General features: G+C 68.3%; 27 protein-coding genes. 16 read left to right on the top strand and 11 right to left on the bottom strand.

Translation table 11 applies throughout. The annotated features are described in order from the left end of the window. Window position 1: 1 nt before the first annotated feature. Entirely contained in the window at window positions 2–1,360 is a 1,359-nt protein-coding gene (locus PHLH3_RS28040) for a formimidoylglutamate deiminase (RefSeq protein WP_213626800.1), read from the bottom strand. 201 nt (window positions 1,361–1,561) lie between these two features. Between PHLH3_RS28040 and hutC the strand changes: the two genes are divergently transcribed. The 11 genes from hutC (at window position 1,562) to hutG (ending at window position 14,373) form a co-directional block, all read left to right on the top strand. Then, window positions 1,562–2,230 carry a histidine utilization repressor gene (hutC, locus tag PHLH3_RS28035; RefSeq protein WP_213630712.1) on the top strand — a complete coding sequence of 223 codons (669 nt, stop codon included), beginning with the start codon at window positions 1,562–1,564 and terminating at the stop codon, window positions 2,228–2,230. Then, window positions 2,227–2,814: a HutD family protein gene (locus PHLH3_RS28030; protein WP_213626798.1), complete on the top strand. Its 588-nt coding sequence runs from the start codon at window positions 2,227–2,229 to the stop codon at window positions 2,812–2,814. Before hutC ends, PHLH3_RS28030 begins: the two co-directional genes overlap by 4 nt. 443 nt (window positions 2,815–3,257) lie before the next feature. Further along, complete coding sequence (gene hutU, locus PHLH3_RS28025) at window positions 3,258–4,928, top strand: urocanate hydratase (protein WP_213626796.1); 1,671 nt, start codon at window positions 3,258–3,260, stop codon at window positions 4,926–4,928. A 2-nt stretch (window positions 4,929–4,930) separates the two neighbouring features. After that, window positions 4,931–6,463 (top strand): histidine ammonia-lyase, encoded by a 1,533-nt coding sequence (gene hutH / locus PHLH3_RS28020; RefSeq protein WP_213626794.1) that lies wholly within the window; start codon window positions 4,931–4,933, stop codon window positions 6,461–6,463. 92 nt (window positions 6,464–6,555) lie between these two features. After that, complete coding sequence (locus PHLH3_RS28015) at window positions 6,556–7,962, top strand: amino acid permease (RefSeq protein ID WP_213626792.1); 1,407 nt, start codon at window positions 6,556–6,558, stop codon at window positions 7,960–7,962. Window positions 7,963–8,135: 173 nt separating this feature from the next. Further along, window positions 8,136–9,104 (top strand): ABC transporter substrate-binding protein, encoded by a 969-nt coding sequence (locus tag PHLH3_RS28010; RefSeq protein WP_213626791.1) that lies wholly within the window; start codon window positions 8,136–8,138, stop codon window positions 9,102–9,104. Window positions 9,105–9,147: 43 nt separating this feature from the next. After that, entirely contained in the window at window positions 9,148–9,999 is an 852-nt protein-coding gene (locus tag PHLH3_RS28005; protein WP_111262793.1) for a proline/glycine betaine ABC transporter permease, read from the top strand. Beyond that, window positions 9,996–10,811: a glycine betaine/L-proline ABC transporter ATP-binding protein gene (locus PHLH3_RS28000; RefSeq protein ID WP_213626789.1), complete on the top strand. Its 816-nt coding sequence runs from the start codon at window positions 9,996–9,998 to the stop codon at window positions 10,809–10,811. The genes PHLH3_RS28005 and PHLH3_RS28000 overlap by 4 nt, the downstream gene beginning before the upstream one ends. 7 nt (window positions 10,812–10,818) lie before the next feature. Continuing rightward, window positions 10,819–12,372 (top strand): histidine ammonia-lyase, encoded by a 1,554-nt coding sequence (gene hutH / locus PHLH3_RS27995; protein WP_213626787.1) that lies wholly within the window; start codon window positions 10,819–10,821, stop codon window positions 12,370–12,372. Beyond that, entirely contained in the window at window positions 12,369–13,577 is a 1,209-nt protein-coding gene (gene hutI / locus PHLH3_RS27990; RefSeq protein WP_213626785.1) for an imidazolonepropionase, read from the top strand. The genes hutH (PHLH3_RS27995) and hutI overlap by 4 nt, the downstream gene beginning before the upstream one ends. Further along, the gene (gene hutG, locus PHLH3_RS27985; protein WP_213626783.1) at window positions 13,570–14,373 is read left to right on the top strand and encodes an N-formylglutamate deformylase; all 804 of its coding nucleotides are present in this window, start codon (window positions 13,570–13,572) and stop codon (window positions 14,371–14,373) included. The genes hutI and hutG overlap by 8 nt, the downstream gene beginning before the upstream one ends. 163 nt (window positions 14,374–14,536) lie before the next feature. Here hutG and PHLH3_RS27980 read toward each other — a convergent pair whose 3' ends face one another. Further along, window positions 14,537–15,010 carry an NUDIX hydrolase gene (locus PHLH3_RS27980; protein WP_213626781.1) on the bottom strand — a complete coding sequence of 158 codons (474 nt, stop codon included), beginning with the start codon at window positions 15,008–15,010 and terminating at the stop codon, window positions 14,537–14,539. After that, a complete protein-coding gene (locus tag PHLH3_RS27975; protein ID WP_213626779.1) occupies window positions 15,007–15,438 on the bottom strand; it encodes a hypothetical protein in 432 nt (143 codons plus the stop codon). Before PHLH3_RS27975 ends, PHLH3_RS27980 begins: the two co-directional genes overlap by 4 nt. A 92-nt stretch (window positions 15,439–15,530) precedes the next feature. Here PHLH3_RS27975 and pip point away from each other — a divergent pair, with 92 nt between their 5' ends. The 5 genes from pip to PHLH3_RS27950 all read left to right on the top strand — a co-directional run bounded on the left by pip (window position 15,531) and on the right by PHLH3_RS27950 (window position 19,672). Continuing rightward, a complete protein-coding gene (gene pip / locus PHLH3_RS27970; RefSeq protein WP_213626777.1) occupies window positions 15,531–16,505 on the top strand; it encodes a prolyl aminopeptidase in 975 nt (324 codons plus the stop codon). Beyond that, a complete protein-coding gene (gene dtd / locus PHLH3_RS27965) occupies window positions 16,505–16,942 on the top strand; it encodes a D-aminoacyl-tRNA deacylase (protein WP_111262801.1) in 438 nt (145 codons plus the stop codon). Before pip ends, dtd begins: the two co-directional genes overlap by 1 nt. Before the next feature lie 138 nt (window positions 16,943–17,080). Continuing rightward, window positions 17,081–17,872, top strand: a complete 792-nt coding sequence (locus PHLH3_RS27960) for a transporter substrate-binding domain-containing protein (RefSeq protein WP_111262802.1) — start codon at window positions 17,081–17,083, stop codon at window positions 17,870–17,872. Window positions 17,873–17,982: 110 nt separating this feature from the next. Beyond that, window positions 17,983–18,945, top strand: coding sequence for an amino acid ABC transporter permease (locus PHLH3_RS27955; protein ID WP_173171113.1), 963 nt, complete (start codon window positions 17,983–17,985; stop codon window positions 18,943–18,945). After that, window positions 18,938–19,672, top strand: a complete 735-nt coding sequence (locus tag PHLH3_RS27950; protein WP_213630711.1) for an amino acid ABC transporter ATP-binding protein — start codon at window positions 18,938–18,940, stop codon at window positions 19,670–19,672. The genes PHLH3_RS27955 and PHLH3_RS27950 overlap by 8 nt, the downstream gene beginning before the upstream one ends. A gap of 95 nt (window positions 19,673–19,767) precedes the next feature. Here PHLH3_RS27950 and PHLH3_RS27945 read toward each other — a convergent pair whose 3' ends face one another. The 8 genes from PHLH3_RS27945 to hisI form a co-directional block, all read right to left on the bottom strand. Then, window positions 19,768–20,190 (bottom strand): UPF0158 family protein, encoded by a 423-nt coding sequence (locus tag PHLH3_RS27945; protein WP_213626775.1) that lies wholly within the window; start codon window positions 20,188–20,190, stop codon window positions 19,768–19,770. 58 nt (window positions 20,191–20,248) lie between these two features. Beyond that, window positions 20,249–22,165: a methyl-accepting chemotaxis protein gene (locus tag PHLH3_RS27940; RefSeq protein WP_213626773.1), complete on the bottom strand. Its 1,917-nt coding sequence runs from the start codon at window positions 22,163–22,165 to the stop codon at window positions 20,249–20,251. A 72-nt stretch (window positions 22,166–22,237) separates the two neighbouring features. Beyond that, window positions 22,238–22,945 (bottom strand): 16S rRNA (uracil(1498)-N(3))-methyltransferase, encoded by a 708-nt coding sequence (locus PHLH3_RS27935; RefSeq protein ID WP_173171121.1) that lies wholly within the window; start codon window positions 22,943–22,945, stop codon window positions 22,238–22,240. Further along, on the bottom strand, window positions 22,942–23,736 hold the full coding sequence (gene tatC / locus PHLH3_RS27930) for a twin-arginine translocase subunit TatC (protein ID WP_173171124.1): 795 nt from the start codon (window positions 23,734–23,736) through the stop codon (window positions 22,942–22,944). The genes PHLH3_RS27935 and tatC overlap by 4 nt, the downstream gene beginning before the upstream one ends. Beyond that, window positions 23,733–24,143, bottom strand: coding sequence for a Sec-independent protein translocase protein TatB (gene tatB / locus PHLH3_RS27925; RefSeq protein ID WP_213626771.1), 411 nt, complete (start codon window positions 24,141–24,143; stop codon window positions 23,733–23,735). The genes tatC and tatB overlap by 4 nt, the downstream gene beginning before the upstream one ends. Before the next feature lie 6 nt (window positions 24,144–24,149). Beyond that, the gene (locus PHLH3_RS27920) at window positions 24,150–24,416 is read right to left on the bottom strand and encodes a twin-arginine translocase TatA/TatE family subunit (RefSeq protein ID WP_173171130.1); all 267 of its coding nucleotides are present in this window, start codon (window positions 24,414–24,416) and stop codon (window positions 24,150–24,152) included. A gap of 23 nt (window positions 24,417–24,439) precedes the next feature. Further along, window positions 24,440–24,775, bottom strand: a complete 336-nt coding sequence (locus PHLH3_RS27915) for a phosphoribosyl-ATP diphosphatase (protein WP_111262810.1) — start codon at window positions 24,773–24,775, stop codon at window positions 24,440–24,442. After that, window positions 24,768–25,169, bottom strand: a complete 402-nt coding sequence (hisI, locus tag PHLH3_RS27910; protein WP_213626769.1) for a phosphoribosyl-AMP cyclohydrolase — start codon at window positions 25,167–25,169, stop codon at window positions 24,768–24,770. Before hisI ends, PHLH3_RS27915 begins: the two co-directional genes overlap by 8 nt. Window positions 25,170–25,241: the final 72 nt, after the last annotated feature.

Genomic DNA, 25,241 nt, shown 5'->3' with positions numbered 1-25,241 from the left:
CTCACCCCAGCAGCGCGCGCAGCGTGTCGGCGAACTCCCGCGCCGTCGCCTCTTCCTCGGGGTGACGGCCGTCCTGCACCACCCAGCGTCCCGCCACCATCACATCGCGTACCTGACGATCACCGCCGGCGAACAGCCAGCGGTTGAGCAGTGCATCGTCCGCGGCGGTGGCGAGGTAGGGGTCGTTGCCGTCCAGCACCAGCCAGTCCGCGCGCTCGCCGACCGCCAGGGCGCCGCTGGGCTGCCCCAGCGCCTGGGCGCCACCGGCCAGGGCAGCCTGGTAGAGGGCATCGCCCACGCGCGGCTGGCCGGGCTGGTGCAGGCGGTTGCGGCGTTGGTCGCGCAGGCGCTGGCCGTATTCCAGCCAGCGCAGTTCCTCCACCGGGCTGACCGAGACGTGGCTGTCCGAGCCGATGCCGAAGCGCCCGCCCCGGGACAGGTAATCCACCGCCGGGAAGATGCCGTCGCCCAGGTTGGCCTCGGTGGTCAGGCACAGGCCGGCCACCGCGCCGCTCTGGGCCATCGCCTCGACCTCGTCGGCTTCCGCGTGGGTGGCGTGGACCAGGCACCAGCGCGCATCCACGTCGAGGTTCTCGTACAACCACTGCAACGGGCGGCGGCCGCTCCAGGCCAGGCAGTCGTCGACTTCCTTGCGCTGCTCGGCGATGTGGATGTGGATCGGTGCCTCGCCCGCATCCGCCGCCAGCACGGCGTCGATCTGCTCCGGCGTGACCGCTCGCAGGGAGTGGAAGCAGGTGCCCAGTACCTGGTCGGCCGGCAGTGCCTCGCGCAGGCGTTGCAGCAGGGCGAGGTAGCCGTCGGTGCCGTTGATGAAGCGGCGCTGGCCTTCATTGGGCGCCTGGCCGCCGAAGCCGGAGTGGCTGTAGAGCACCGGCAGCAGGGTGAGGCCGATGCCGGTGCGACGGGCGGCCTGGCTGATGCGCAAGGCCAGCTCCGCCGGGTCGGCGTAGGGGCGGCCATCGCGGTCGTGGTGCAGGTAGTGGAATTCGGCGACGCCGGTGAAGCCCGCCTTGAGCATCTCGATATAGAGCTGGCGGGCGATCACTTCCACCTGCTCCGGCTGCATGCGGCCGACCAGGCGGTACATCAGGTCGCGCCAGGTCCAGAAGCTGTCATTGGGGTCGCCCGCCACTTCGGCCAGCCCCGCCATGGCGCGCTGGAAGGCGTGGGAGTGCAGGTTGGGCATGCCCGGCACGACCGGGCCTTTCAGGAGTTCGGCGCCATCGGCCGTGGCGCCCGGCTCGACGCGGCCCAGGCGGCCGTCCGCGGCTACCTCGAAACGGACGTCCCTGGCCCAACCCTGGGGAAGCAGGGCTCGTTCGGTGAAGAAGGCTGGCATGATTGGCGACCTGTGAAGGTTGTTATTTGTATATACATATACAGACGTATATCGAGACCGTAAACTCGACCAGACCCCCGGCCTACCCGCCGGGCGCGCCGCCAAGGAGTGATCCCCGTGCCCAACCCGTCCGTCGACATCCCGTCCTTCGCCGTCCAGCCCGGCGAGGCGCCCGCGCCGCTGTACGCCCGCGTCAAGCAGATGATCTGCCGGCAGATCGACGACGGCACCTGGCCGCCGCACCACCGCGTGCCGTCCGAGAGTGAGCTGGTCAACGAACTGGGCGTCAGCCGCATGACCGTCAACCGCGCGCTGCGCGAGCTGACCGCCGAGGGCTACCTGGTGCGCATGCAGGGTGTCGGCACCTTCGTCGCCGAGCCCAAGGGCCAGGCCGCGCTGTTCGAGGTGCACAACATCGCCGAGGAAATCACCGCGCGGGGCCATGCGCACCGCTGCGAGGTGATCGCCCTGGGCGAGGAACTGGCCGGCTCCGAGCGCGCCCTGGCGCTGGATGTGCGTGAGGGCCAGCGGGTGTTCCACTCGGTCATCGTGCATTTCGAGAACGGCGTGCCGGTGCAGATCGAGGACCGCTACGTCAACGCCTCGGTGGCGCCGGACTACCTCAAGCAGGATTTCACCCAGCAGACGCCCCACGCCTACCTGTCCCAGGTTGCGCCGCTCACCGAGGGCGAGCATGTGGTCGAGGCCATCCTCGCCGAGGCCGACGAATGCCGGCTGCTGCAGATCGAGCGCGGCGAACCCTGCCTGCTGATCCGCCGCCGCACCTGGTCGGGCCGCAATACCGTGACCAGCGCGCGCCTGCTCTACCCCGGTTCGCGCTACCGCCTCGAAGGGCGGTTCGGCTCATGAGTGCGCCCCAGGTCCTGCGCGCGGTCGACTACCCGCGCATGCCGTGGAAGAACGGCGCCGGCTCCACCCAGGAAATCCTCCGCGACGGCGGTGCCGACCTCGAGGGTTTCGGCTGGCGCCTGTCCATCGCCGATGTCGGCCAGCCCGGTCCCTTTTCCGCCTTCACCGGCTACCAGCGCGTCATCACCGTGCTGGAGGGCGACGGCATGCGCCTCGTGGTGGATGGCAGGCCCTCCCGCGAGCTGAAGCCCGGCGATGCCTTCGCCTTCGATGGCGGCAGCCGCGTGCAGTGCGAGCTGCTGGGTGGCGCCATCCGCGACTTCAACCTGATCTACGCCCCGCAACGCTTCGGCGCTCGCCTGCAATGGCAGCGCGTCAACGGGCCGCTGCGCCTGTTCAGCTCCGCCCGCACCCTGGTGCTGTTCAGTGCCGGCGAGGGGCTGGATGTGCAGGTGGGCGGCGAGGCGCTGCACCTCGGCCGCCATGACTGCCTGCACCTGGAAGGTGACGGCGCGCTGCGCGAGCTGGTGCTCGATGCGCTGACCGTGGTGGATTGCTGCCTGATCGAGCTGCAGCCGCGCTGATCCCGTTGGGTTGTACATGACACCGCAGGTTGGCGCCGAGCGTGGCGAGGCCCAACGGTGCATCGCCTGATTTGGCTCGGCTCTGCTGCAGCGGGCTGCGTGCCCCAGCGAAACGCCTCCCGGCCCAACCTGCGTTTCCCTCCCCCTGTTTCCCCGCTGCGTTACCGAACGCCCCATTACCGTGCATGAAACGCTGCGCTTCGCCCCACAAGCGCACCCCGGTAACAGGTGGGCTACTTTCCCTCCTGCTCGTCATCGATTCTTCGCCCAGTGCCGGGGCCCAGGTAATTCGCTGCTTCCCGGGGTTCTGCGCGAGCTGTTGAAGCCTGCCTCGGCGAACTGGCCTTTCACTTGCATATGCTTGTATGTACAAGTTCATATGTGTGTAGATATCCGGGCTCGATTCCCGTCCCTCTACACCCCACGCCTCCCAGGAGCCTGCCATGACTAAATTCCGTGATGTCGAGATCCGCGCCCCGCGCGGTACCCAGCTCAACGCCAAGAGCTGGCTGACCGAAGCGCCGCTGCGCATGCTGATGAACAACCTGGACCCGGACGTGGCCGAGAACCCCAAGGAGCTGGTGGTGTACGGCGGCATCGGCCGTGCCGCGCGCAACTGGGAGTGCTATGACGCCATCGTCCGCACCCTCAAGGAGCTGAACGAGGACGAAACCCTGCTGGTGCAGTCCGGCAAGCCGGTCGGCGTGTTCAAGACCCACGCCAACGCCCCGCGCGTTCTGATCGCCAACTCCAACCTGGTGCCGCACTGGGCGACCTGGGAGCACTTCAACGAACTGGATGCCAAGGGCCTGGCGATGTACGGCCAGATGACCGCCGGCAGCTGGATCTACATCGGCAGCCAGGGCATCGTCCAGGGCACCTACGAGACCTTCGTCGAGGCCGGCCGCCAGCACTACGACGGCAAGCTCGCCGGTCGCTGGGTGCTCACCGCCGGCCTCGGCGGCATGGGGGGCGCCCAGCCCCTGGCCGCGACCCTGGCCGGCGCCTGCTCGCTGAACATCGAGTGCCAGCAGAGCCGCATCGATTTCCGCCTGAAGACCCGCTACGTCGACGAGCAGGCCAGGGACCTGGATGACGCCCTGGCGCGCATCGCCACCTACACCGCCGAAGGCCGCGCCATCTCCATCGCCCTGCACGGCAACGCCGCCGAGATCCTCCCCGAACTGGTGCGCCGTGGCGTGCGTCCGGACATGGTCACCGACCAGACCAGCGCCCACGACCCGCTCAACGGCTACCTGCCGGCCGGCTGGACCTGGGAGCAGTACCGCGACCGCGCACAGAGCGACCCGGCTGCCGTGGTGAAGGCCGCCAAGCAGTCCATGGCCGTGCACGTGCAGGCCATGCTCGACTTCCAGAAGCAGGGCATCCCCACCTTCGACTACGGCAACAACATCCGCCAGATGGCCAAGGAAGAAGGCGTTGCCAATGCCTTCGATTTCCCCGGCTTCGTCCCGGCCTACATCCGCCCGCTGTTCTGCCGCGGCGTCGGCCCGTTCCGCTGGGCGGCGCTGTCCGGTGACCCGCAGGACATCTACAAGACCGACGCCAAGGTGAAGGAGCTGATCCCCGACGATGCCCACCTGCACCGCTGGCTGGACATGGCCCGCGAGCGCATCGCCTTCCAGGGCCTGCCGGCGCGCATCTGCTGGGTCGGCCTGGGCCAGCGCGCCAAGCTCGGCCTGGCGTTCAACGAGATGGTGCGCAGCGGCGAGCTGTCGGCGCCCATCGTCATCGGCCGCGACCACCTCGACTCCGGCTCGGTCGCAAGCCCCAACCGCGAGACCGAAGCCATGCAGGACGGCTCCGACGCCGTGTCCGACTGGCCGCTGCTCAACGCCCTGCTGAACACCGCCAGCGGCGCCACCTGGGTGTCGCTGCACCATGGCGGTGGCGTGGGCATGGGCTTCTCCCAGCACTCGGGGATGGTCGTCGTCTGCGACGGCACCGACGAGGCCGCCGCGCGCATCGCCCGCGTGCTGACCAACGACCCGGGCACCGGCGTGATGCGCCATGCCGACGCCGGCTACCCGATCGCCATCGACTGCGCCCGCGAGCAGGGCCTCAACCTGCCGATGATCGGCAAGGGGGAATGAGCATGTTCGACCTCCATCTTCTGCCCGGCCGACTGACCCTGGCCCAGCTGCGCAAGGTTCATCTCGGGCCGGTGCGCGTGAGCCTGGACGCCAGCGCCGACGCGCCCATCGAGGCCAGCGTCGCCTGTGTGGAACGCATCATCGCCGAGGACCGCACCGCCTACGGCATCAACACCGGCTTCGGCCTGCTGGCCTCCACCCGCATCGCCCGCGAGGACCTGGAGAAGCTGCAGCGCTCCCTGGTGCTGTCCCATGCTGCCGGTGTCGGCGAGCCACTGGACGACGCCCTGGTGCGGATGATCATGCTGCTCAAGGTCAACAGCCTGGCCCGTGGCTTCTCCGGCATCCGCCGCAAGGTGATCGACGCGCTGATCGCCCTGATCAACGCCGAGGTCTACCCGCACATCCCGCTCAAGGGCTCGGTGGGCGCCTCCGGTGACCTCGCGCCCCTGGCGCACATGTCCCTGCTGCTGCTCGGCGAGAGCCGCGCCCGCCACCAGGGCCAGTGGCTGCCGGCCACCGAGGCCCTGGCCATCGCCGGGCTGGAGCCGCTGACCCTCGCCGCCAAGGAGGGCCTGGCCCTGCTCAACGGCACCCAGGCTTCCACCGCCTACGCGCTGCGCGGGCTGTTCGAGGCCGAGGACCTGTTCGCCGCCGCCACCGTCTGCGGCGGGCTCAGCGTCGAGGCCATGCTCGGCTCGCGGGCGCCCTTCGATGCGCGCATCCACGCCGCCCGGGGCCAGCGCGGGCAGATCGACGTCGCCGCCGCCTACCGCTCGCTGCTCACCGAGAGTAGCGAGGTGGCGCGCTCCCATGCCCAGTGCGACAAGGTGCAGGACCCGTACTCCCTGCGCTGCCAGCCCCAGGTGATGGGTGCCTGCCTGACCCAGATGCGCCAGGCCGCCGAGGTGCTGGAGGTCGAGGCCAACGCCGTCTCCGACAACCCGCTGGTGTTCGCCGAGCAGGGTGACGTGGTCTCCGGTGGCAACTTCCACGCCGAGCCCGTGGCCCTGGTCGCCGACAACCTGGCCCTGGCCATCGCCGAGATCGGCTCGCTCTCCGAGCGGCGCATCTCGCTGATGATGGACAAGCACATGTCGCAGCTGCCGCCCTTCCTGGTGGCCAATGGCGGGGTCAACTCCGGCTTCATGATCGCCCAAGTCACCGCTGCCGCCCTGGCCAGCGACAACAAGGCGCTGGCCCATCCGCACAGCGTCGACAGCCTGCCCACCTCGGCCAACCAGGAAGACCACGTCTCCATGGCGCCGAACGCCGGCAAGCGCCTCTGGGCTATGGCCGAGAACGTGCGCGGCATCCTCGCCGTGGAGTGGCTTGGCGCCTGCCAAGGCCTGGACTTCCGCGAAGGGCTGAAGAGCTCGCCGAAGCTGGAGGAGGCCCGCGCCCTGCTGCGCGGCCAGGTGCCCTATTACCAGGAGGACCGTTTCTTCGCCCCTGACATCGAGGCCGCCAGCGCGCTGCTGGCCAGCGGTTGCCTCAACGCACTGATGCCGGAGGGCCTGCTGCCGAGCCTCTGAGGCCGGCACCCCGACTACCCGTCATGCCGGGCGGCGCCTGCGATGGAGGCGCCGGAGCCGCCCACCACCCCAAGAACAAGGAGAACAAGGGAATGACTGTACAGACCAGCCTGCGCCGGGGCCTCAACGCCCGGCACATACGTTTCATGGCACTGGGTTCGGCCATCGGCACGGGCCTGTTCTATGGTTCGGCGTCGGCCATCCAGATGGCCGGGCCGGCGGTGCTCATGGCCTACCTGATGGCCGGGGCGGCGGTTTACATGGTGATGCGCGCCCTCGGGGAGATGGCGGTGCGCGAGCCGGTGGCGGGCTCGTTCGGCCAGTACGCGAGCAGCTACATCGGCCCGCTGGCGGGCTTCCTCACCGGCTGGACCTACGCCTTCGAGATGATCATCGTCTGCCTGGCCGACGTGACCGCCTTCGGCATCTACATGAGCTTCTGGTTCCCCGAGGTGCCGCGCTGGATCTGGGTGCTGTCGATCATCTTCTTCATCGGCGCCCTCAACCTGTGCAGCGTGCGGGTGTTCGGCGAGCTGGAATTCTGGCTGTCGCTGCTCAAGGTCTCGGCCATCGTCGCCATGATCCTCGGTGGCTTCGGCATCCTCCTGTTCGGTTTCGGCATGGCCGACGCGACCCATGCCGCCAGCGTCGCCAACCTCTGGAGCCACGGCGGCTTCATGCCCAACGGCCTGGGCGGGCTGATCGCCTCCTTCGCGGTGGTGGTGTTCGCCTTCGGCGGCATCGAGATCATCGGCATCACCGCCGGCGAGGCGCAGGACCCGCGTCGCACCATCCCCAAGGCGATCAACGCGGTACCGCTGCGCATCCTGCTGTTCTACGTGCTGACCCTGTTCGTACTGATGGCGATCTTCCCCTGGCCACAGATCGGCACCCAGGGCAGCCCCTTCGTGCAGATATTCGACAGCCTGGGCATCGGCTCGGCCGCCACCCTGCTCAACCTGGTGGTGATCTCGGCAGCCGTCTCGGCGATCAACAGCGACATCTTCGGCGCCGGCCGCATGCTCTTCGGCATGGCCCAGCAAGGCCAGGCGCCCTCGGGCTTCGCCCGGGTCTCGCGCCATGGCGTGCCCTGGATGACGGTGCTGGTGATGGCCGGTGCGCTGCTGCTGGGCGTGCTGCTGAACTACCTGATCCCGGAGAACGTGTTCCTGCTGGTGGCCTCCATCGCCACCTTCGCCACCGTCTGGGTGTGGCTGATGATCCTCCTGGCCCAGGTCGGCCTGCGCCGTCGCCTCGGCCGCGAAGAGGTGGCGGCGCTGGCCTTCCCGGTGCCGTTCTGGCCGGTGGGCCCGGCCTGCGCCATCGCCTTCATGCTGTTCATCTTCGGGGTGCTCGGCTGGTTCCCGAAGACCCAGGCCGCGCTGCTGGTAGGCGCGGTGTGGATCGCCCTGCTGGTCATCGCCTGGTTCGTCTGGGTGCGGCCGGGCGCTGGTGAGGGGCGGCAGGAGATGCCGTCCGTGTTGAGTCTGGATGACTGAGTGGTCGTACGCGGGATGAGCGGGGCGCCTGGGCGCACCCGCCATTCACGAGAATTCGTCGTCGCCGACGTACGGGAACCGGCTCTGGCCGGTTTCCTGCCCGGAAGCCGATGGCCTGCCCTCCGGGCATTTGCTCTGCCTTAACCCTTACCAAGTTCAAGGAGCGTCGGAACATGCGATTCAACAAGAAAGTGCTGGGCCTGGTGTGTGCCGTGGGACTGCTGGCGGGCCATGGGACCGCCCAGGCCGAAAGCTGGTGCGGAGCCGGCAAGCCGGTGAAGTTCGCCGGCCTCAACTGGGAGAGCGGCATGCTGCTCACCGACCTGCTGCAGGTCATCCTCAAGCAAGGCTACGGCTGCGAGACCGACAGCCTGCCGGGCAACTCCATCACCATGGAGCAGGCCCTGGGCAACAACGACATCCAGATCTTCGCCGAGGAGTGGATCGGCCGCAGCGACGCCTGGAACAAGGCCGAGAAGGCCGGCAAGGTGGTGGGCGTGGGGGCGCCGATCGTCGGCGCCGTGGAAGGCTGGTACGTGCCGCGCTACCTGGTGGAAGGCGACGCCAAGCGCGGGCTGGAAGCCAAGGCGCCGACGCTCAAGGCCATCGCCGACCTGGGCCAGTACGCCGAGCTGTTCCGTGACCCGGAGGAGCCGTCCAAGGGCCGCTTCTACAACTGCCCGGCCGGCTGGACCTGCGAGCTGGAGAACAGCGAGATGCTCAAGGACTACGGCCTCGAGGACAAATTCACCAACTTCCGCCCCGGCACCGGCCCGGCGCTGGATGCCGCGGTGCTGTCCAGCTACCGCCGTGGCGAGCCTATTCTCTTCTACTACTGGTCGCCGACGCCGCTGATGGGCCAGGCCGACCTGGTGAAGCTCGACGAGAAGCCCGGCGTCGACAAGCGCGTGACCATCCAGGTGGGGCTGTCCAAGACCTTCCACGACGAGGCGCCGGAGCTGGTGGAGATGCTCAAGAAGGTCAATCTGCCCATCGACCTGCTGAACCAGAACCTGGCGCGCATGGCCAAGGAGAAGATCGCCTCGGACAAGCTGGCCAAGGCCTTCCTCAAGGAGCACCCGGAGGTTTGGCACGCCTGGGTCAGCGAGGACGCGGCGAAGAAGGTCGACGCATCGCTCTGACGCCTGACGGCACCCGCGCATCCACTCACCCGGAGAGCTCCCGATGTTTCCCGAACGCTTCACATTTTCCATCGCCGACTGGGTCAATGGCTGGGTCGATGCGCTGGTGACCAACTACGGGGATGTGTTCCGGCACATCTCCGACACCCTGCTGTGGGCCATCGTCAACCTGGAGTGGCTGCTGCGCGCCACGCCCTGGTGGCTGATGCTGGCGCTGGTGGCGGCCATCGCCTGGCACGCCACCCGCCGCGTCCTGCCGACCCTGGTGATCACAGGCCTGCTGTTCCTGGTGGGCGCGGTGGGGCTGTGGGACAAGCTCATGCAGACCCTGGCGCTGATGCTGGTGGCCACCTTCATCTCGGTGCTGATCGGCATCCCGCTGGGCATCCTTTCGGCGCGCAGCAACCGCCTGCGGGCGCTGCTGATGCCGCTGCTGGACATCATGCAGACAATGCCCAGCTTCGTGTACCTGATCCCGGTGCTGATGCTCTTCGGCCTGGGCAAGGTGCCGGCCATCTTCGCCACGGTGATCTACGCCGCGCCGCCGCTGATCCGCCTCACCGACCTGGGGATACGCCAGGTGGACGGCGAGGTGATGGAGGCGGTCAACGCCTTCGGCGCCAACCGCTGGCAGCAGCTGTTCGGCGTGCAGTTGCCGCTGGCGCTGCCGAGCATCATGGCCGGGGTCAACCAGACCACCATGATGGCGCTGTCGATGGTGGTGATCGCCTCCATGATCGGGGCCCGCGGCCTGGGCGAGGACGTGCTCATCGGCATCCAGACGCTCAACGTCGGCAAGGGCCTGGAGGCCGGCCTGGCCATCGTCATCCTCGCCGTGGTCTTCGACCGCATCACCCAGGCCTACGGCCGCTCCCGCCACGAGGCCAGCCAATGAGCAAGATCCAGGTGAAGAACGTCTACAAGATCTTCGGTCCGCGCGCCGAGGAGGCCATGGCGCTGATCCGCCAGGGGCGCAGCAAGGCCGAGGTGCTGTCCGCCACCGGTTGCGTGGTGGGGGTCAACGACCTGTCGCTGTCCATCGAGGCGGGGGAGATCTTCGTCATCATGGGGCTGTCCGGCTCGGGCAAGTCCACCCTGGTGCGCCACTTCAACCGCCTGATCGACCCCACCAGCGGCGAGATCCTGGTGGATGACCAGGACATCCTGCGCTACGACATGCAGGCCCTGCGCGACTTCCGTCGACGCAAGATCAGCATGGTGTTCCAGAGCTTCGGCCTGCTGCCGCACAAGAGCGTGCTCGACAACGTCGCCTACGGTCTCAAGGTGCGCGGCGAGAGCAAGGCGCAGTGCCAGGAGCGCGCCCAGCACTGGATCACCACCGTGGGCCTGGCGGGCTACGAGAAGTCCTACCCGCACCAGCTTTCCGGCGGCATGCGCCAGCGCGTGGGCCTGGCGCGGGCCCTGGCGGCGGACACCGACATCATCCTGATGGACGAGGCCTTCAGCGCCCTCGACCCGCTGATCCGCGCCGACATGCAGGACCAGTTGCTGGAGCTGCAGAAGGGCCTGAACAAGACCATCGTGTTCATCACCCACGACCTCGACGAGGCGGTGCGCATCGGCAACCGCATCGCCATCCTCAAGGACGGCCAACTGATCCAGGTCGGCGCGCCGAAGGAAATCCTCCACCAGCCCGCTGACGACTACGTCGACCGTTTCGTCCAGCGCCGCGTGGCCAACCTGTGAGGACGGCATGGACATCGTGAAGACCAACCCCGCCACCCTCGGAACCACTGTCTTCGGCGACGGCGCGCTGCGCTGGCGCGACGTGGTGGCCGTGGCCCGAGGCGGCCACCGCCTGGCGTTGTCGCCAGCTGCCTGGGCGCGCATCGACAACGCCCACGCCATCGTCCGCCGCATCGTCGAGCGCGGCGAACGCGCCTACGGCATCAGCACCGGCCTGGGCGCCCTGAGCGACATCCTGCTGGAGGGCGAACAGCTCGCCGCGCTGTCGCGCAACACCCTGCTCAGCCACGCCTGCGGCGTCGGCCCGGTGCTGGAGGACGAGCAGACCCGCGCCATCATCTGCTGCGCCATCGCCAACTACAGCCAGGGCAAGTCCGGCCTGCAGCCACAGGTGGTGGAAGGGCTGCTCAACCTGCTCAACCGCGGCATCACCCCGCGCGTGCCGTCCCAGGGCTCGGTGGGCTACCTGACCCACATGGCCCATGTCGGCATTGCCTTGCTCGGCGTCGGCGAGGTGAGCTATCGCGGCGCCGTGGTGCCCGCTGCCGAGGCGCTGGCGGCCGAAGGGCTGCAGGTGCTGCAGCTGGGCGCCAAGGACGGGCTGTGCCTGGTCAACGGCCTGCCCTGCATGACCGGCCTCGCCTGCCTGGCGCTGGCCGACCTGGAGCACCTGCTGCGCTGGGCCGACGTGATCGGCGCCATGAGCTTCGAGGCCCTGCGCGGCCAGCTCGCCGCCTTCGACCCGGCGATCCTCGAACTCAAGCCCCACCCGGGCATGCAGCAGGTCGGCAGCAACCTGCGCGCGCTGCTCGCCGGTAGCGAGGTGATCGCCGCCAGCCAGGGCCTGCGTACCCAGGATGCCCTGAGCATCCGCTCGATCCCGCAGGTGCACGGCGCCTGCCGCGACCAGTTCGACCACGCCGCGCGGCAGGTGGAGACCGAGCTCAATTCCGCCAACGACAACCCGCTGGTGCTGGGCACGCCGGACCACTACCGGGTGATCTCCCAGGCCAACCCCCACGGCGAGTCCGTGGCCATGGCCGCCGACCTCCTGGCCATAGCCGTGGCCGAGCTGGGTGGCATCGCCGAGCGTCGCCTGGATCGCCTGGTCAACCCGCTGGTCAGCGGCCTGCCGGCCTTCCTCGTCAGCCGCCCGGGGGTCAACTCGGGAATGATGATCGTGCAGTACGTGGCGGCGGCCCTGGCCGGCGAGAACCGCCACCTGGCGCAACCGGCGGTGGTGGATAACTTCGTCACCTCCGGGTTGCAGGAAGACCACCTGAGCCTGGGCACCAGTGCCGCGCTCAAGCTCGGCCGCGCGCTGGGCAATTGCCGGCAGATACTGGCCATCGAGTACCTGCTGGCGGCGCAGGCCCAGGAGTTCCTCGGCGAGCTGGCCACCGGCGTCGGCACCGCAGCGGCCCGCACCCTGCTGCGTGAGCGGGTGCCGGCCTACGAGGAGGACCGCTGGCTGGCCCCCGATATCGGCGCCGCCGTGGCGTTGCTGCGCGAGGTGCCGGCCCTGGAGACGATTTCCGCACGGACAGGAGGATTGCAATGAAGAGGTTCTGGCGCGGCTGCCGTCTCGCCACCCTGCAGGGCGGGCGCTACTCGATCATCGAGGACGGCGCCCTGCTCACCGAGGGCGAGCTGATCCGCTGGGTCGGGCCGCTCGACCAGGCGCCCGACGCCACCGGCGCCGAGCGCATCGACCTGGGCGGCGCCTGGGTCACCCCGGGGCTGATCGACTGCCACACCCACCTGGTGTTCGGCGGTGACCGCAGCGCCGAATTCGAGCAGCGCCTGGAGGGCGTCAGCTACGCCGAGATCGCCGCCCGGGGCGGCGGCATCGCCAGCACCGTGCGCGCCACCCGCGAAGCCGGCGAGGACGAACTGCTGGCCAGTGCGGTGAAGCGCGCCCGGCACCTGCTGCGTGACGGCGTCACCACGCTGGAGGTGAAGTCCGGCTACGGGCTGGACCTGGCCAGCGAGCGCAAGATGCTGCGGGTCGCGCGGCGCCTGGGCGAGGCGCTGCCGCTGACGGTCACCACCACCTGCCTGGCCGCCCATGCGCTGCCACCGGAATACGTCGGGCGCGCCGACGACTACATCGAGCAGGTGTGCACCGAGATCCTGCCGCAACTGGCCGCTGAAGGCCTGGTGGATGCGGTGGACGCCTTCTGCGAGCACCTGGCCTTCTCCCCGGCCCAGGTCGAGCGGGTGTTCCAGGCCGCGCGCGGGCTGGGGCTGCCGGTCAAGCTGCACGCCGAGCAGCTGTCGTCCTTGCACGGTTCCAGCCTGGCGGCGCGCTATGGCGCGCTGTCGGCCGACCACCTGGAGTACATGACCGAAGAAGACGCCATTGCCATGGCGGATGCCGGCACCGTCGCCGTACTGTTGCCCGGCGCCTTCTACCTGCTGCGCGAAACCCGGCTGCCGCCCATCGAGGCCCTGCGCCGCCATGGCGTGGCCATGGCGGTGGCCAGCGACCTCAACCCCGGCACCTCGCCGGCGCTGTCGCTGCGGCTGATGCTGAACATGGCCTGCACCTCGTTCCGCCTGACCCCCGAGGAGGCCCTGGCCGGCGTCACCCTCAACGCCGCCCGTGCCCTGGGCCTGGCCGGGCGCTGCGGCAGCCTGGAGGCGGGCAAGCTCGCCGACTTCGTCGCCTGGGACATCGAGCGCCCGGCACAACTGGCCTATTGGCTCGGCGGCGACCTGCCCAAGCGGGTGGTGCGCCATGGACAGGAGATCGACCTTGGATAACGTCCTCGACTTCACCCCCGGCCGCGTGCCGCTGCTGATCAGCATGCCGCACCCCGGCACCCGCCTGACCCCGGCGGTGGAGGCCGGCCTGGTGGACGGCGCGCGTTCGCTGATCGACACCGACTGGCACATCCCGCTGCTCTACGATTTCGCCGCCGAGCTGGGCGCCGGGCTGCTGGCGGCCAACTACTCGCGCTACGTCATCGACCTCAACCGCCCGGCGGACGACACGCCGCTCTACGCCACCGCCACCACCGGCCTGTTCCCCGACGTGATGTTCGACGGCCAGCCGCTGTTCCGGGCGGGGTGCGAGCCTTCGGCCGAGGAGCGCGCCGGCTACCTGGAGCGCATCTGGGCGCCGTACCACGGGCGCATCGTCGAAGAGCTGGCGCGGCTCAAGCGCGAGTTCGGCTATGCGCTGCTGTTCGACGCCCACTCCATCCGCGCCTTCATCCCGCGCCTGTTCGACGGCCACCTGCCGGACTTCAACCTGGGTACCAACGCCGGCGCCAGCTGCGACCCGGGCCTGGCCGATGCGCTGGTCAGCGTCTGCGCCCGCGCCGAGGGCTACAGCCATGTGCTCAACGGGCGTTTCAAGGGCGGCCACATCACCCGCCATTACGGCCAGCCGGCCCAGCACATCCACGCCGTGCAACTGGAACTGGCCCAGCGCACCTACATGAACGAAGAGGAGCCCTTCGCCTTCCGCGAAGACCTCGCCGTGCCCACCCGCAAGGTCATCCGCCAGCTGCTGCTGGCGATGCTCGCCTGGGGGCGTGAGCGGTACGGGCGTTGAGACGGCCTGGGGCCGCGTTGCGGCCATGGGCGAATGAATTCGCCCCTACAGGGCCGTGCTGTGAAGGGCTTTCGTAGGATGGGAAGAGCGCAGCGAATCCCATCGATCCCACCGGTACCCGGCCTTTCGCGAATGAATTCGCTCCCACAAGAGCGGTGTCGGGCTAGGTCTGCAGGCCGAGATGGCGGATGGTCGGCAGGGCGGGGGCGAGGCGATCCCAGGCGTCGTCCAGCAGTTCGGCGGGATAGAAGGGCAGGGCGGCCAGTTCCTCGCGGCTGATCCAGGCCAGTTCGCGGATGTCGAACTCGTCGCCGCCCAGGCCTTTGAGGTTGGCCAGGGTGGGCTCACCGCGGCGGGCATCGATGCGGTAGAACAGCTCCATGTGGAAGCGGCCCATCGCCGGCTCGGCGAACTCGCGGACGTAGACCAGCGGGCCGACGTCCACCTCCAGCCCGGTCTCCTCGAAGAACTCGCGCCTCACCGTATCGCGGGTGCAGGCGTCGGTGTCGGACTCGAAGCCCCCGCCCGGCGGTATCCAGTAGGTGTCGTCGCCGACCACGTGCTTGACCAGCAGGATGCGGCCGGCCTCCACCAGCAGGCCGGCGGCACGGATGCGGTGTTGCAGCCTGGGCGTCATTCCCAGTCGAGCCGTGCCAGTTTCCATTCGCCGTCCTCCAGCCACCATTCCAGCTTCACGGCATAGTGCCGCGCGGCGTCGGGGATCAGCCCCTCGGCGCCGGCAAGTCCCACCTGGGCCTCGGTGTAGCCCTTGGTACTGTAGGTCGGGTCGATGCGGTTGGTCTTGCCCAGGGCCAGGATGCGCACGTTGTTGTGACGCAGGAACAGCAGGGTCATGGTGCGCTTGGCCCATTCGCGGTCGAATTCCTTCTGGGCGGTGAACTGCGGGTGCAACTGGTCGAGCACCGCGCCGGTCTTCTTCGCCTCGAGGTTGTCCTGCAGTCGCTGCACGGCGGCATCCAGCGCGGCGGCGGGATCGTCCCGGCCGCAACCGGTCAGCGTGAGCAGAATCAGCGCGAGCGCGAAAATCATCTTCCCAGGTGACATGCCTAACTCTCTTTTCCTCGTTATGATGCCCGGCAGGACAGGTGGCGCAGACCCGCAAGGGGTCGAGCTTACGCACAGTATCGGAGCCCAGAATGCAGACTTTGTATCCGGAGATTAAGCCCTACGCCCGCCATGAGCTGGCGGTGGACGAACCGCATGTGCTGTATGTCGACGAGAGCGGTTCGCCCGACGGCCTGCCGGTGGTGTTCATCCACGGCGGCCCGGGATCCGGGTGTGATGCCCTGAGCCGGCGCTTCTTCGATCCCAACCTCTACCGCATCGTCACCTTCGACCAGCGGGGCTGCGGCCGTTCGACGCCCCATGCCAGCCTGGAGAACAACACCACCTGGGACCTGGTCGCCGACCTGGAGCTGATCCGCGAGCACCTGGGCATCGACAAGTGGGTGCTGTTCGGCGGCTCCTGGGGATCGACCCTGTCCCTGGCCTATGCGCAGAAGCACCCCGAGCGCGTTCATGCACTGATCCTGCGCGGCATTTTCCTCTGCCGTCCGCAGGAGATCACCTGGTTCTACCAGGAAGGCGCGAGCCGCCTGTTCCCCGACTACTGGGAGGACTACGTCGCACCGATCCCGGCCGACGAGCAGGGCGATTTGCTGCACGCCTTCCACAAGCGCCTGACCGGCAGCGACCAGATCGCCCAGATGCACGCGGCCAAGGCCTGGTCCACCTGGGAAGGCCGCACCGCCACGCTGCGCCCCAGCGGCCCGGTGGTGGAGCGCTTCAGCGAGCCGATGCGCGCCCTGTCCATCGCCCGCATCGAATGCCACTACTTCGTCAACGATGCCTTCCTCGAGCCCAACCAGCTGCTGCGCGACATGCACAGGATCGCCCACCTGCCGGGGATCATCGTGCATGGCCGCTACGACGTGATCTGCCCGCTGGACAACGCCTGGGCCTTGCACCAGGCCTGGCCCAACAGCGAGCTGCAGATCGTCCGTGACGCCGGCCATGCCGCGTCCGAGCCGGGCATCACCGATGCGCTGGTGCGCGCCACCGACCAGATCGCCCGCCGCCTGCTCGACCTGCCGCCGGAAGACGAGGCCTGATGAAGGGCCTCCTGCAGCGGGTCTCCGCGGCCCGCGTGGACGTCGCCGGCGAAACCGTCGGCGCCATCGACCGGGGCCTGCTGGTGCTGGTGGGCGTCGAGCCCCAGGACAGCCAGGCCAGCGCCGACAAGCTCTTGCACAAGCTGCTCAACTACCGGGTGTTCAGCGACGCCGAGGGCAAGATGAACCTCTCGCTCGGCGCGGTCGGCGGCGGCCTGTTGCTGGTCTCCCAGTTCACCCTGGCCGCCGATACCCGCAGCGGCCTGCGCCCGAGCTTCTCCAGCGCGGCGCCGCCCGCCCTGGGCGAGGAACTCTTCGACTACCTGGTGCAGCAGGCGCGCCTCAAGCACCCGCAGGTGGCCACCGGGCGCTTCGGTGCCGACATGCAGGTGCACCTGGTCAATGACGGGCCGGTCACCTTCCTCCTGGAGAGCTAGGCTTCACCCGCCACCCGTCCGATTCTGGCGTACTTCTTGCCTCTGACTCGCCATCCACGATCCGGGCGGTTAGCATTCTGCGCCTGCCCGACGTCCGTGGGCTGCACACAATAACGATCTGCCCAACCAGGAGTAAGAATGAAGAAGCTTCTCGCATCCCTGTTGCTCTCCGCCTGTGCCGTCACCGGCCTGGCCCACGCTGGCGTCGTCGATGATGCGGTCAAGCGCGGCACCCTGCGCGTCGGCATGGACCCCACCTACATGCCCTTCGAGATGACCAACAAGCGCGGCGAGATCGTCGGCTTCGAAGTCGACCTGCTCAAGGCCATGTCCAAGGCGATGGGCGTGAAGCTGGAACTGGTCTCCACCAGCTACGACGGCATCATCCCGGCCCTGCTGACCGACAAGTTCGACATGATCGGCTCCGGCATGACCCTGACCCAGGAGCGCAACCTGCGCGTCAACTTCTCCGAGCCCTTCATCGTGGTCGGCCAGACGCTGCTGATCCGCAAGGAGCTGGAAGGCAAGATCAAGTCCTACAAGGACCTGAACGACGCCCAGTACCGCATCACCTCGAAGATCGGCACCACCGGCGAGATGGTCGCCAAGAAGCTGATCGCCAAGGCCAAGTACAACGGCTTCGACAACGAGCAGGAAGCGGTGATGGACGTGGTCAACGGCAAGGCCGACGCCTTCATCTATGACGCGCCCTACAACGTGGTCGCGGTGAACAAGGCCGGTGCCGGCAAGCTGGTGTACCTGGAGGAGCCCTTCACCTACGAGCCCCTGGCCTTCGGCCTGAAGAAGGGTGACTACGACAGCATCAACTGGATCAACAACTGGCTGCACCAGATCCAGAAGGACGGCACCTACGATCGCATCCATGCCAAGTGGTTCAAGAACACCGCCTGGCTGAAGGATATGGAGTAACCGCAGCCGCGAAGCCCCGACGCTTCACGCTGCAGACGGCAGGTTCCGGCTCACGAGGCCGGGCCTGCCTTTTTGCCTTCTATGGCCTCCCGCCATGCAAGAGATAGCCCGTGACTAGAAAACAACGTCGCACCTGGCCCTGGCACGTACTGACCGGCCTGATCCTGGTCGTGGTCGCCTACGGCCTCTGGTACTCAACCTCCCTGATCTCCTACGAGTGGCGCTGGAACCGGGTGCCCCAGTACTTCGCCTACCACGCCGAAGAAGCCCAGCGCGCCGCCGAATACGCGCGGGTCGACGCCATCGCCGAGGAGGGCGCCAACGCCCGGGTGACGCTGGTCAACGAGGCGGGCGAAGAGCAGCAGCTGGTGATCGCCAGGGACAGCCTGCAGGTCTCCCAGGGCGATGACGTGGCCGAGGGCGACGTCGTCGGGGTGACCCGCCACTGGGCCGCCGGCCCGCTGCTCTGGGGCCTCTGGACCACCCTGTGGATCTCCGTGCTGTCCGGTGCCTTCGGCCTGGCCATCGGCCTGTTCACCGGGCTCTGCCGGCTGTCGCCGAACCCCACCCTGCGCGACCTCTCCACCGTGTACGTCGAGCTGGTGCGCGGTACGCCGCTGCTGGTGCAGATCTTCATCTTCTATTTCTTCATCGGCACCGTGCTCAACCTGTCCCGCGAGTTCGCCGGGGTGGCGGCGCTGGCGCTGTTCACCGGCGCCTATGTCGGCGAGATCGTCCGTGCCGGCGTGCAGTCCATCGCCCGCGGGCAGAACGAGGCGGCGCGCTCGCTCGGCCTCTCCGCGGGGCAGTCGATGCGCCACGTGATCCTGCCCCAGGCCTTCAAGCGCGTGCTGCCGCCCCTGGCCGGGCAGTTCATCAGCCTGGTCAAGGACACCTCGCTGGTGTCGGTCATCGCCATCACCGAACTGACCAAGAGCGGCCGCGAGGCGATCACCACTTCCTTCTCCACATTCGAGATCTGGTTCTGCGTCGCCGCGCTCTACCTCGTGATCAACCTGCCCCTGTCGCAGATCGCCAACCGCCTGGAACGGAGGCTTGCGCAAAGTGATTGAAGTCCGTGAGCTGGTAAAAGTCTTCGACGCCCGTGGCCATGAAGTGCGCGCGGTCGACAACGTCACCACCCAGGTGAAGCGCGGCGAAGTGGTGGTGGTGATCGGGCCCTCGGGCTCCGGCAAGTCCACCTTCCTGCGCTGCCTCAACGGCCTGGAGGCGCTGGATTCCGGTTCGGTGAGCATCGACGGCGTCGACCTGGCCAACCCCAGGACCGATGTGAACGCCTACCGCCGCGAGGTGGGCATGGTGTTCCAGCACTTCAACCTGTTCCCCCACATGACGGTGCTGGAGAACCTGTGCCTGGCGCAGAAGGTCGTGCGCAAGCGCGGCAAGGCCGAGCGCGAGGAGAAGGCCCGGGCGTTGCTGGCCAAGGTGGGCATCTCGCAGAAGGTCGACGAGTACCCCTCGCGCCTCTCCGGCGGCCAGCAGCAGCGCGTGGCCATCGCCCGTGCCCTGTGCATGGAACCGAAGGTGATGCTGTTCGACGAACCCACCTCGGCGCTGGACCCGGAGATGGTCGGCGAGGTGCTGGACGTGATGAAGCAGCTGGCCGTCGAGGGCATGACCATGGTCTGTGTCACCCACGAGATGGGCTTCGCCCGCGAGGTGGCCGACCGGGTGCTGTTCTTCGACCATGGCAAGTTGCTGGAGGATGCGCCGCCGGCGCAGTTCTTCGACCAGCCACAGGACCCGCGCGCGCAAGCCTTCCTGCGCCAGGTGCTGTAACGGGTAGGGCCGCGATGCGGCCCGTTTTCATTTTCGATCGCCGTGCCGCAGGGCGGGCATGAGCCGGGTGGCGAGTGGCGGCGTGCGGTTACCGTTCAGTGCAGCGGCGCGGCCGGCCGCAGCTCGTTCTCTTCGAGCCAGTCCTGGGCCAGCTCGCGCAGGCGCGCGGCTTCGAAGGCCTGCCAGGCTTGCAGCAGCACCGGGTACTCCATCAGCACGTGGTTGAAGGTGCGCACCGGCTTGCGCCCGGCCAGGGCCTGCTCGAGGGCCGTGTAGGCGTGGGGATGGGACACCTCGTGGAGGAATTCCTGCATCAGCCGCAGGCTCTCGCCGGGTGTCAGCGGCTCCACCAGCAGGAAGCGTTCGGGCTCGGCACGCAGCAGGGCGTCCAGTTCCGGGTCGGGGTCTTCCTCGGGGATCAGCAGCAGCTTGCCGCTGAGCAGGTCGAGGTAGTGGTCGAGGCCTTCGGTGTTGAGGGCGAAGGCCAGTTCGTCGAGGTCGATGGTCAGTGGGCGCATGACGGGGCCTTTGGGGGGAAGGGCGACTGCGTGATCCTACCCCCGGGGCGCCGTTTTGTCAGACGCGGAAGCGCGACACCATCGATTGCAGTTCATTGCCCAGGCGCGCCAGCTCGATGCTGGAAGCGGCGGTTTCCTCGCTGGCCGAGGCGGTCTGCTCGGAGATGTCACGCACGTTGATGACGCTGCGGTTGATCTCCTCGGCCACCGCGCCCTGCTGCTCGGCGGCCGCAGCGATCTGCTGGTTCATCTGCTGGATGGTGGAGACGGCCTGGGCGATGGTGCCCAGGCGGCGGCCGGCACGGCGGGTCAGCTCGACGGTGTTTTCGGTCAGGCTGCGGCTGGTGTCCATCAGGCTGGCGGCCTGCTGGGTGCCGCTCTGCAGGCCGGCGATCAGCTCCTCGATCTCCTCGGTGGATTTCTGCGTGCGCTGGGCCAGGCCGCGCACCTCGTCCGCCACCACGGCGAACCCGCGCCCGGCGTCGCCCGCGCGGGCGGCTTCGATGGCGGCGTTGAGGGCCAGCAGGTTGGTCTGCTCGGCCACCGACTTGATCACGTCGAGCACGCTGCCGATCTTCTCGCTCTCCTGCTTGAGGCGGCCGACGGCCTCGTTGGAGCGGCCCACTTCGGTGGCCAGGCGATCCATCTGCTCGACCGCCTCGTTCACCGCCACCTCGCCCTCGCGGGACAGGCGGTCGGCGGAACTGGCGGCCTCGGAAGCCTGCTCGGCGTTGCGCGCGACTTCCTGCACGGTGGCGGCCATCTCGTTCATGGCGGTGGCGACCTGGTCGGTCTCGACCTTCTGGTTGTTGACCCCCGCGCTGGTCTGCCCGGTGACGGCGGAAAGCTGCTCGGCGGCGCTGGCGATCTGGGTGATGCCGTCACGGATATGGCCGATCAGTTCGCGCAGGCTCAGGGTCATGCGCTGCATGCTCTTCTGCAGTTGGCCGAGTTCGTCGCCGCGATCGACCTTTAGGTCTTCGCTCAGGTCGCCCGAGGCGATGCGTTCGGCCACGGCCAGGGTGCGCTGCAGCGGCAGGACGATCTGCCGGGTGATGATCACGGCGGCGGCGATGCCGATGGCCAGGGCGATGGCGATGGCCGTCAGCAGCAGGGTGCGGGTCTGGGCGGATTCGCTCTCGCGCTTGGCGGACTGGCTCTCGAACAGCTGGTTGCTGATCTGCAACAGCTTGTCGCGCTGCGTGGTCATGGCCTGGGCGTGCGCCAGGGTGGCATCGGTGGCGCTGCGGAAGGCGCCGATGGCGGCGCGGTAGGCCTTGAGGCCGGCGGCGACCTTGGCCAGGTCTTCGTCCTCCCCGAGGGTCTCGCCGAGCTTGGCCTGGCCGGCCAGGGCGGTATCCACGGCGCTGAGGGCGGCCTGCTCCAGGCTGGAGTCGTTGCTGTAGGTGTAGCCGCGCACCTGGAAGCGGGCCTGTTGCACGGCGAGGCGCAGTTCGTTGATCTGGCGGTACTGGTCGAGGCGCGAGGCTTCGTCCAGGGCGATGTCGGAGAGAATGCGCTGCTCGATCTCGCCGATCGCCAGCACGGCGGCATCGGCGCTGGCGCCGAGTTGCGCGCGTGAAGCCTCACGGGCCTGGTAGGCCTGGCCGAGCTGGCCGAAGGCCTGCCGGTAGGCGCCGAGCGCGGCTTCCTCTTGGTCGATGAGGTCGTGGTCCCTGGGATCGCTGAGCTGCTTGTCGAGCTCCTGGGCGAAGGCCTCGATCGCCCTGAGAGCGGCGTCGACCCTGTCGGCCGTCGCCGGCTCCTGCTTGATCTGGTACTCCTGGCGGGCGATGCGCAGGTCCTTGGTCATCTCGCTGAGCTTGGCGCTGGCGCCGAGCTTGTCGCCGCGCTCCAGGGTGGCGTCGAGGGCCAGCCAGCCGGTGAGGGTGATGAGCACCGTGAGCAGCAGTACCAGGCCGAAGCCGAGGGTCAGCTTGAGGTTGACACTGATATTGCCGAACCAGCGGAACATGAGGACTTCTCCAGCGAACGAGGCAGTTCCGTGGTTATCGGCAGGCGCGGGCGCGGCTTGAAGGCTGCGATGTCAGAACAGGCGGGCGAGCAGGGCGGTGACGGCGGTTTCCACGCGCAGGATGCGCTCGCCCAGCTGCACCGGGTCGAGGCCGGCCTCCTGGAGCTTCTCCACTTCGTAGGGAATCCAGCCGCCCTCCGGGCCGATGGCCAGGGTGAGGGGGCCGTCCACTGCGCGCGGGCAGGCGGGCCAGGGGCCGGGGTGGCCGACCAGGCCGAGGGTGCCGGCGGCCAGCGCGGGCAGGCGGTCTTCGACGAAGGGTTTGAAGCGCTTCTCGATCACCACCTCGGGCAGCACGGTGTCGCGGGCTTGTTCCAGGCCGAGGACGAGCTGCTCGCGGATGGCGGCGGGCTCGAGGAAGGGGGTCTGCCAGAAGCTCTTTTCCACGCGGTAGCTGTTGAGCAGCACCAGGCGCGGTACGCCCATGGCGGCGACGGTCTGCAGCACACGACGGAGCATCTTCGGGCGCGGCAGGGCCAGCAGCAGGGTGATCGGCAGCTTGGCCGGCGGGGCCTGCTCCAGGCTGAACTGCAGCTCGGCGCGGTCGGCCTCCAGGCTCAGCAGGCGGCCTTCGCCCATGGCGCCGCCGAGCAGGCCTACGCGCAGGCTGTCACCGGCCTCGGCGCGGTGCACCTCGTGCAGGTGCCTGAGGCGGCGGCCCTGCAACAGGGCACGATCAGGGGCGATCAGGTCGCCCTCTTCGAGCAGCAGCAGGTTCACGGCTGGGTGGCGGGCGGCTGGTCGCCGGGCTCGTCGGTGCTGTCCTCGGGATGGTCGCCACGCTTGCGGATCAACCCGCCGAAGAACACGCCGACTTCGAACAGCAGCCACATGGGGATGGCCAGGAGGGTCTGGGAGAAGATGTCCGGCGGGGTGAGGACCATGCCCACCACGAAGCACCCGATGATCACGTAGGGGCGGATCTTCTTCAGGTAGCTGACATCGACCACGCCTATCCAGATCAGCAGCACCACGGCCACCGGGATCTCGAAGGCGACGCCGAAGGCGAAGAACAGGGTCATGACGAAATCGAGGTAGCTGCTGATGTCCGTCATCATCGACACGCCCTCGGGGGTGACGCTGGCGAAGAAGTGGAAGATCAGCGGGAACACCAGGAAGTAGGCGAAGGCCATGCCGGCGTAGAACAGCACGATGCTGGACACCAGCAGCGGCATGGCGATGCGCTTCTCGTGCTTGTACAGGCCGGGCGCGATGAAGCCCCAGACCTGGTGCAGGATCACCGGCATGGCGAGGAACAGCGCCACCACCATGGTCAGCTTGAAGGGCGTGAGGAAGGGCGAGGCCACGTCGGTGGCGATCATGGTCGCGCCTTCGGGCAGGTACTGGCGCAGCGGGGCGGAGACCAGGGTGTAGATCTTCTGGGCGAAGTAGAACAGCCCGGCGAAGATCAGGAAGATCGCGGCCACGCAGCGCAGCAGGCGGGTACGCAGTTCGGTGAGGTGCGAGACCAGGGGCATTTCCTGGTCCAGTTCCGGCTTCTGATCGCTCATAGGGGGCGTGGCGGCTGTGGCTGTTCGATGGGCGCGACGACGGGTGCGCTGGCCGCTAAGGCGTCAGCGGCCGGTACGGCGGGGCTCGACTCGGCCGCCACTGCTGGCGCGGCCTCGGGCGCAGGCTGCGGGGCGGCCGGCGTGGGCACGGGTTCCGCAGCGGGAGGCACGATGCTCTCCTTGATCTGCTTCTCCAGCGCCATTATCTGTTCGTTATGCAGCTGGCGACGGATCTCGTCGGCGCCGATCTCGCGTTCCACTTCCTGCTTGATGGCGTTGAAGCTGCGCTTGAGGCGGCCGATCCACAGGCCGGCGGTGCGGGCGGCACCGGGCAGGCGCTCGGGGCCGAGCACCAGCAGCGCCACCAGGCCGATCAGCAGCAGTTCACCAAAGCTGATACCGAACATGCTGGGTCAGTCCTTGCGCACTACCGGCTCTTCGACCTTCTGCGCCTGGCCGTCGATGGTGTGCGGCTGGTTCAGCGGGGCGCCGGGCTGCTGTGCCTGCGGCTGGGCGGCGGCCTGCTCGGCCTTCTGGTCTTCCTCGGTGTTCATCGCCTTGCGGAAGCCCTTGATGGCTTCGCCGACGTCGGAGCCGAGGTTCTTCAGGCGTTTGGTGCCGAATACCAGGACGACGACGATCAGAATGACCAGCCAGTGTTTCCAGTCGAAAATACCCATGGTTTGCTCCTGAGGCTAATGCGTTATGCGGAAGGCTGGCGGGCGGCTTTTTCAGCGTGCCCGGACAGGCCGAAGCGACGATCCAGTTCGTCCAGAACGGCCTGGGGGTGCTGGCCGAGGGCGGCGAGCATGACCAGGCTGTGGAACCAGAGGTCGGCGGTTTCGTAGATCAGATCGCTGCAGTCGCCGCTGGTGGCGGCGTCCTTGGCGGCCAGGATGGTTTCCACCGATTCCTCGCCGACCTTCTCGAGAATCTTGTTCAGCCCCTTGTGGTACAGGCTGGCCACGTACGAGGAGTCCGCAGCGGCGCCCTTGCGCGCCTCCAGGACCTCGGCGAGGCGGGTGAGGGTGTCACTCATGCGTATGTCCTGCGTGGTAGATCGCATCGGGGTCCTTGATGACCGCGTCGACGGTCTTCCAGTCGCCATTTTCGAAGACGCGGTAGAAGCAGCTTTCACGGCCGGTGTGGCAGGCGATGCCGCCGAGTTGCTCGACCATCAGCACCAGCACGTCGGCATCGCAGTCCAGGCGCAGCTCGTGCAGGCGTTGCACATGGCCGGATTCCTCGCCCTTGCGCCACAGTTTGCCGCGCGAGCGTGACCAGTAGATGGCACGGTTCTCGGCGACTGTCAGGGCCAGGGATTCGCGGTTCATCCAGGCCATCATCAGGATGCGCCCGGTCTTGTGGTCCTGGGCGATCGCCGGGACCAGGCCGTCCGCATTCCAGTGGATCTGTTCAAGCCAGTCGTTCATTTGTGCTTCCACGAGCGGGTCAGGCGCCCATGCGTGGCCTGACCGGGGCGGTTAGTGTGCCAGCGCCGGCGC

The organism is Pseudomonas sp. Pc102 (assembly GCF_018408275.1).
Classification (GTDB): domain Bacteria; phylum Pseudomonadota; class Gammaproteobacteria; order Pseudomonadales; family Pseudomonadaceae; genus Metapseudomonas; species Metapseudomonas tohonis.
Note: the sequence above shows the minus strand (reverse complement) of the source record. Positions and strands in the feature narration are given on the sequence as shown.